The sequence below is a fragment of the Kitasatospora sp. NPDC059973 genome, from assembly GCF_042737525.1.
Lineage (GTDB): Bacteria > Actinomycetota > Actinomycetes > Streptomycetales > Streptomycetaceae > Kitasatospora.
Genome location: NZ_JBHWUI010000287.1, coordinates 1 through 5,864, shown reverse-complemented (window position 1 = coordinate 5,864; position 5,864 = coordinate 1). Strand labels below are relative to the sequence as shown.

Here is a 5,864-nt window from a genome sequence, read left to right as displayed (position 1 = left end):
GACGGAGTGTCGGCCGCACGCCGGCTCCGGCTCCGCCGGACGGACGTCCGGTCTCCCGGCCCGGGGGCCGTCCGGCTCAGGCCGAGGCCCGCCGGCGGGCCGAGCCGGTGAGGGTGCCCTTGGCGATGTGCGAGAGCTTGGCCATCTCGAAGGCCGGGTAGGCTCCGCCGGCCAGCAGCGAGAACTTCACGCCCTCGCGCCCGCCGGGCCGCCGGTGCCCGGCCGGCTGGAAGCGGCGGTGGTGCTCGGCGGCGCGGTGGAAGAACTGGGGCCGCTCGGCCCGCGCCACGCACCCGGCCAGGTCGAACACGAACAGATAGTGCCGGACCATCCGGGTGAACAGGGCGTCGCGGACGGCCTCCAGCTCCGGCTGCCAGGCCGCCACCTCGTCCAGCAGGGCGAAGCTGCGCTCGTACTGGTCGAAGATGTCGAACTGGCTGCTGCCGGGCGAGCCGGCCGGGTGGACGGTCTCCCGCCGCCGCAGCTGGACGCAGGCGCGCGGCAGCACGGCGATCCGCCCGGCGGTCAGCATGGCCCGGTGCACGGCCGGGATCTCCTCGTAGCGGCCGTCCGGGAAGGCGAGCGCGCGGCCCTGCCAGAAGTCGCGCCGCAGCAGCCGGTCCCAGATCAGCGCGGGCGCGCCGAGCAGCTCGGGGCGGGCGGCCGGCCCGGTGACCTCGGGCCCGGCGTCGGCCAGCACCGCCTCCGCGCCGCCCGGCCAGTCGCGCCCGCCGTGCCGCCGGGTGTGACCGAACAGGAGCACGTCCACCGGGCCGGTCTGCTCCAGCCGGTCGGCGAGCGAGCGCAGGCCGTCCCGGGGGAGCAGGTGGTCGGCGTCGAGGAAGAGCAGGTACTCGCCGGTCGCCCGGGCGGCGCCGGCGTCCCGGCTGACGCCCACGCCGACGGCGGCGTTGAGGTGCAGCGCCGAGACCTGCGGGTGCCGCGCCGCGTACGCGTCGGCGAGGTCGGCCGGGGTCTCGGGGGAACGGTCCGCGACCAGGATGACCTCGAAGTCGCGGAAGGACTGCGCGAGGAGCGAGTCGAGGCATTCCGCGAGCTGTTTCTGCTGGTCGTAGGCGGGGAGCACGACGCTGATCAGGGGAGAGGGCATGAGGCCGGAGCGTAGGAGCGCGGCCGGAAGGTGGCAAAGCCCTGACGGTCGGTAATTCTGATCAATCCGCGTCAAATCGTACGAGCGTGCGCCATATCTTCACCCGGCATGCCGGACGTGTCCACGTCGAACGGCGCCGCCGGGCGGATCGGACGACGGCGCCGGTGCCGCGCGGACGGGCCGGTCGCGGCGCGGTCCCGGACCTCGCGGAGCGGAAAGGCCGAGGACCCCGCGCGGGTCTGCCGCGCGGGGTCCTCGGGGCTGCTACCAGCCGGGTCGGCTCAGTACCAGTGGTGGCTCTGCCAGAAGGACCAGGCGCCGCAGGGGCTGCCGTACCGGGAGTTCATGTAGTCCAGGCCCCACTTGATCTGGGTGGCGGGGTTGGTGCGCCAGTCGGCGCCGGCCGAGGCCATCTTGGAGCCGGGGAGCGCCTGGACCAGGCCGTAGGCGCCGGAGGAGGCGTTGACGGCGAGATGGTTCCAGCTGCTCTCGTGGGACACGATGTTGCTGAAGCACTGCAGCTGGCCGGCCGGGACGATCTGGGCGGCGATCTCCCGGGCGCTGCCGGAGTAGGTGGGCTTCGCGTTGAGCGCGGCGCGCTCCTGCGAGCGGGAGGCGGCGGCCTCCGCGTCGGCCTTGGCCTTGGCGTCCGCCTGGGCCTTCGCCTGGGCCTGGGCCTGCGCGGCGGCCTGCGCCTGTGCGGCGGCGTCCGCCTCGGCCTGGGCCTGCGCCTGTGCCTGGGCAGCAGCCGCAGCCGCAGCAGCGGCGTCGGCCGCGGCCGGGTCGGCCACCGGCTGCCCGTCCACGGAGACCCCGGCCACCGGGGCGGCTGCCTCGGCGACGCTGCCGCCGCTCTGCGGGACGGCGAGGGCGGCGGTGGCCGCACCCGCCACCACGAGGGTGGTGATACCGGTGATCAGCGAGTTGCGGCGGGCATGGCTGAGCTGCATGGAGCGGACGATCCTTTTCCGTCGGGGGCCGTACCGGGAGCACGGGGGCTCCGGCACGAGGACACGGGCGGACAGGGCCCGCGAGGCCGTCCGGGACGGCCATGGCACCCCGGCCGTGGCGGCGGGGCGGGCGGGACGCGCGGCGGACGGACCGGTTCGCGCTGCCTGGCGACTGGCCATTCTTCGCAGAGCCCGGCGGGGGCGGCAAAGGCAGCGGCTACTACGGCGGGTAGTGGGTGGGGCGGCCCGAACGGCGAAGCGCCCGGCCGCGGCCGGGCGCTTCGAGGTGGGGGGTCCGATCCCGCCGACCGACGGCCGGTCGACCGCCGGTCCGACGGAGCAGGGGGTGAAACGGCGCGGTGGCCTGCGTTCTTCGCGGTCCGCTCCGGGTCCGGCCACCGCGCCGGCGCGGCCGGGCGGTGCCGCTCCGCGGCCGCGTGGGCGAACCGCGGCCCGGCGACAACTATCGAGGGCAGTAGCAGCGCGGAGCCGTGTGGGCGGCTTCACAGCGCGGCGGCCCCGGTGCGACGCGCGGTGACCGGACGGTCACCGCTCCGCGCCCCCGGCCCTCAGCGGGAGGAGTACGGGTTCGGCCCCCCGTACGGCCGGACCGGCTCCGGGCCCGTCGCGTACGGGTTCCCCGGCACCGGTCCCTGCTCGCCGTATTCGGGCACCTCCGGCGCCCCGCCCGCATCCTCCGCCGGGTCCTGCCGGTCCTGCTCGTCCGGCTCGTCCTCGGCGTCCTCCACCGGCACCAGGTCGCGCGCCAGCAGGGTGGCACCGGCCACCGCGCCGGGCATCGCGAGGACGGTCACCAGCGGGACGAGGAAGCCCAGGATCAGCGGTACGCCGAAGCCGAAGGCGAGCCCGAGCCGGGAGCGCAGCAGCCGGATCCGCTCGCGCTGCGGCACGCCGCGCCGCTGCAGGGCCACCGCCGTCAGCTCGACGGTGAGGAAGAAGCCGGACACCAGGAACCCGGCCACCGGCACCAGCGTCTGCCCGACCACCGGGATGAACCCGCAGGCGAACAGCAGGACGCCGAACCCGGCCACCCGGACCAGCACGTAGAGGCTGTCCCGCGCCGAGACGGCCAGCTCGCGCCAGAGCGGCACGTCCGGCGGGGTGGGCGCGCCGCCCTCGGTCTCGTCGACCTTCTCGCAGAGCGACTCGTAGAACGGCTGGCCGACCAGCAGCGTGACGGCGGTGAAGGTGATGACGGAGATCAGCAGCCCGCCGCCGAAGACGATCGCGGCGAGGGCGGTGCGCAGCAGGCCCTGCCAGGGCGAGCCCCAGCCGTCGGCGAACGGGGTGGCCCACGCGGCGAGCTCCTCCGACCAGCCGCCGAGGAACACCAGCGCCACCACGTACCCGACCAGGGTGATCAGCGCGGGCAGCATCCCGAAGCCCCACCAGCGGCCGTGCCGGCCCACCCACTTCTGGCCCTTGGCCAGGTACCCCAACCCCGCTGCAAGATCTCGCATAGGGGGAAGGGTAGGGGCTGGGCGTCGGCGGGTCATCTCCGTCCCGTCCTGATCCGGTACCGGGGGCGGGCCCGCCGGGCACCGGGCCGGAAATCGCACCGCGCGCCGGAGACGGGCCCGGCCCCGGGGCGCCGGGCCGGAAAACGCCACCGGGCCCGGGAGCCTCCGCAACGGCTCCCGGGCCCGGCGTGCGGGCGGCGCGACGGCTCAGGCAGCCGGCGCCACTGCCGCAGCCCGTCGCCTGCGGCCCACCACGGCCGATGCCGTCAGCACGATGGCTGCGGCGACCAGCGACAGGTACATCTGCTTCCGCCCGTCGGCGTCGGTGAACATGTACGCCATCACGAAGCCGATCATGCCGATCGCGGTCCAGGTGAGGTAGGGGTACAGCCACATCCGGACGGTCAGGCGCTCGGGCGTCTCGCGCTCGATGATCTTGCGCATCCTCAACTGGGAGAAGCAGATCACGAGCCAGACGAAGAGCGCCACCGCGCCGGAGGAGTTGAGCAGGAAGGAGAAGACGGTGTCGGGGGAGGTGTAGTTGAAGAACACCGCCACGAAGCCGAAGACCACCGAGACGAGGATCGCGATCCGCGGCACGCCGCGGCTGGTCACCGAGGCGAAGGCCTTGGGGGCGTCGCCGCGCTGGCCCAGCGAGAAGGCCATCCGGGAGGCGGTGTACATCCCCGAGTTGAGGCAGGAGAGCACGGCGGTCAGCACGATCACGTCCATCACCTGGCCGGCGCCCGGGATGCCGACGTGCTCCAGCACCGCGACGTAGGGGCTGCCCTTGACGGCCGCCGAGTCCCACGGGAGCAGGGTCACGACCAGCAGGATCGAACCCAGGTAGAAGATGCCGATGCGCCAGATCACACTGTTGGTGGCCTTGCTGACCGCCTTCTCCGGGTCCTCCGACTCGCCGGCGGCCAGGGTGACGATCTCGCTGCCCATGAAGGCGAAGACCACGGTGAGCATGCCGGTGAAGACCGCGCCCACACCGTGCGGGAGGAAGCCGCCGTGGCCGGTCAGGTTCTCCGTGCCGACCGCGTGGGTGCCGGGCAGCAGCCCGAACGCGGCCAGCGTGCCGATCACCAGGAAGGCGGCGATCGCCACCACCTTGATGCCGGCGAACCAGAACTCGAACTCGCCGTAGGAGGCCACCGAGAAGAGGTTGGTGGCGGTCAGCACCGCCATCACGATCAGTGCGAACGCCCACTGCGGCACGCCGGGCACCCAGTTGTTGAGGATCTTCGCCCCGGCGGTGGCCTCGACGGCCAGCACCACGACCCAGAAGAACCAGTACAGCCAGCCGATCGAGAAGCCGGCCCAGCGGCCGAGCGCCCGGTCGGCGTAGGCCGAGAACGATCCGCTCTGCGGGTCGGCCGCCGCCATCTCACCGAGCATCCGCATGACCAGGACGACCAGCACGCCGGCGAGGGTGTAGGAGAGCAGGATGCCGGGGCCGGTGGCCGCGATGCCCGCGCCGGAGCCCACGAACAGGCCGGCGCCGATCACGCCGCCGATCGCGATCATCGACAGGTGGCGGTTCTTGAGCCCGGCCTTCAGGTGCCCGTCGGCGCCCTGACCGTGCTGGAGCTGCTTCTGCTGCTGCGGAGCGGCATCGGCCGGCGGCGAGCCGGCCGAGGTGGTGGTTTCCGCACTCATCGAGGGTGCCCTGTGCCTTTCCCGCGCGGCTGCCCCTCGGCTCGAACGCCGGAGGGTGGGGGACGGACCCGCGCATTGCGGTGCAACTTAACTTCTACCTACGAGTATCGGAACAAGGCCTTCGGAAATGTTCGCTCAGCGGACACAAAGCGCCAGGTCAGAGCGGGTGGACCGGGGTGGTGGAAAGCTCAAATCTGACACAGCGCCAGCCGGTCCGGCGGCCTCGGGGGCCGTCGTCGGCGCCGGCCGGGCGGGCGTTCATACTGGCGGCGTGATGATCGTCCTCGTGGTGCTCGGCGTCCTCGCCGTCCTGGCCGTGCTGGCCCTCGCGCACTGGTACCTCTGGCGGCGCCTGGTGCGCGACGTCTCCGCTCCCGGCGGTCGGTGGCGCCGGGCGGGCACCGTGCTGGCCGTCGTGCTGCCGCTGCTCTCGCTGGGCGCGCTGGTCGGCGGGCGGGGGTTGCCGATGTCCGTCGAGCGCTGGCTGGCCTGGCCGGGCTACCTCTGGCTGGCGGTGCTGCTCTACCTGCTGATGGCGGTGGCGGTCGGTGAGGCCCTCCGCCCGCTGCTGCTCCGGCTGCCGCGGCCGCGGGCCGCGACCCCGCCGGAGCCGGTGGCCGCCCCCGCGTCCGCGACCGCCCCCGCGGCGGCGGACGG

4 protein-coding genes and 1 pseudogene are annotated in these 5,864 nt (G+C 74.1%); 1 reads left to right on the top strand and 4 read right to left on the bottom strand.

Going from position 1 to position 5,864, the window contains the following annotated elements:
- Positions 1–76: 76 nt before the first annotated feature.
- The 4 genes from ACFWA9_RS37825 to ACFWA9_RS37810 all read right to left on the bottom strand — a co-directional run bounded on the left by ACFWA9_RS37825 (position 77) and on the right by ACFWA9_RS37810 (position 5,207).
- Entirely contained in the window at positions 77–1,111 is a 1,035-nt protein-coding gene (locus tag ACFWA9_RS37825; protein WP_380393873.1) for a glycosyltransferase family 2 protein, read from the bottom strand.
- A 281-nt stretch (positions 1,112–1,392) separates the two neighbouring features.
- Positions 1,393–2,061: a transglycosylase SLT domain-containing protein gene (locus ACFWA9_RS37820; protein ID WP_380393871.1), complete on the bottom strand. Its 669-nt coding sequence runs from the start codon at positions 2,059–2,061 to the stop codon at positions 1,393–1,395.
- Positions 2,062–2,630: 569 nt separating this feature from the next.
- The gene (locus ACFWA9_RS37815) at positions 2,631–3,542 is read right to left on the bottom strand and encodes an EI24 domain-containing protein (RefSeq protein WP_380393869.1); all 912 of its coding nucleotides are present in this window, start codon (positions 3,540–3,542) and stop codon (positions 2,631–2,633) included.
- Positions 3,543–3,749: 207 nt separating this feature from the next.
- Positions 3,750–5,207, bottom strand: coding sequence for an amino acid permease (locus ACFWA9_RS37810; protein ID WP_380393866.1), 1,458 nt, complete (start codon positions 5,205–5,207; stop codon positions 3,750–3,752).
- 274 nt (positions 5,208–5,481) lie between these two features.
- Here ACFWA9_RS37810 and ACFWA9_RS37805 point away from each other — a divergent pair.
- Positions 5,482–5,864: pseudogene (locus ACFWA9_RS37805) on the top strand (metallophosphoesterase); the annotation flags it as partial.

Bases quoted from the DNA above. Each gene is read 5' to 3' on its own strand.
- ACFWA9_RS37820 (WP_380393871.1), bottom strand. From the start codon at position 2,061: ATGCAGCTCAGCCATGCCCGCCGCAACTCGCTGATCACCGGTATCACC.
- ACFWA9_RS37815 (WP_380393869.1), bottom strand. From the start codon at position 3,542: ATGCGAGATCTTGCAGCGGGGTTGGGGTACCTGGCCAAGGGCCAGAAG.
- ACFWA9_RS37825 (WP_380393873.1), bottom strand. From the start codon at position 1,111: ATGCCCTCTCCCCTGATCAGCGTCGTGCTCCCCGCCTACGACCAGCAG.
- ACFWA9_RS37810 (WP_380393866.1), bottom strand. From the start codon at position 5,207: ATGAGTGCGGAAACCACCACCTCGGCCGGCTCGCCGCCGGCCGATGCC.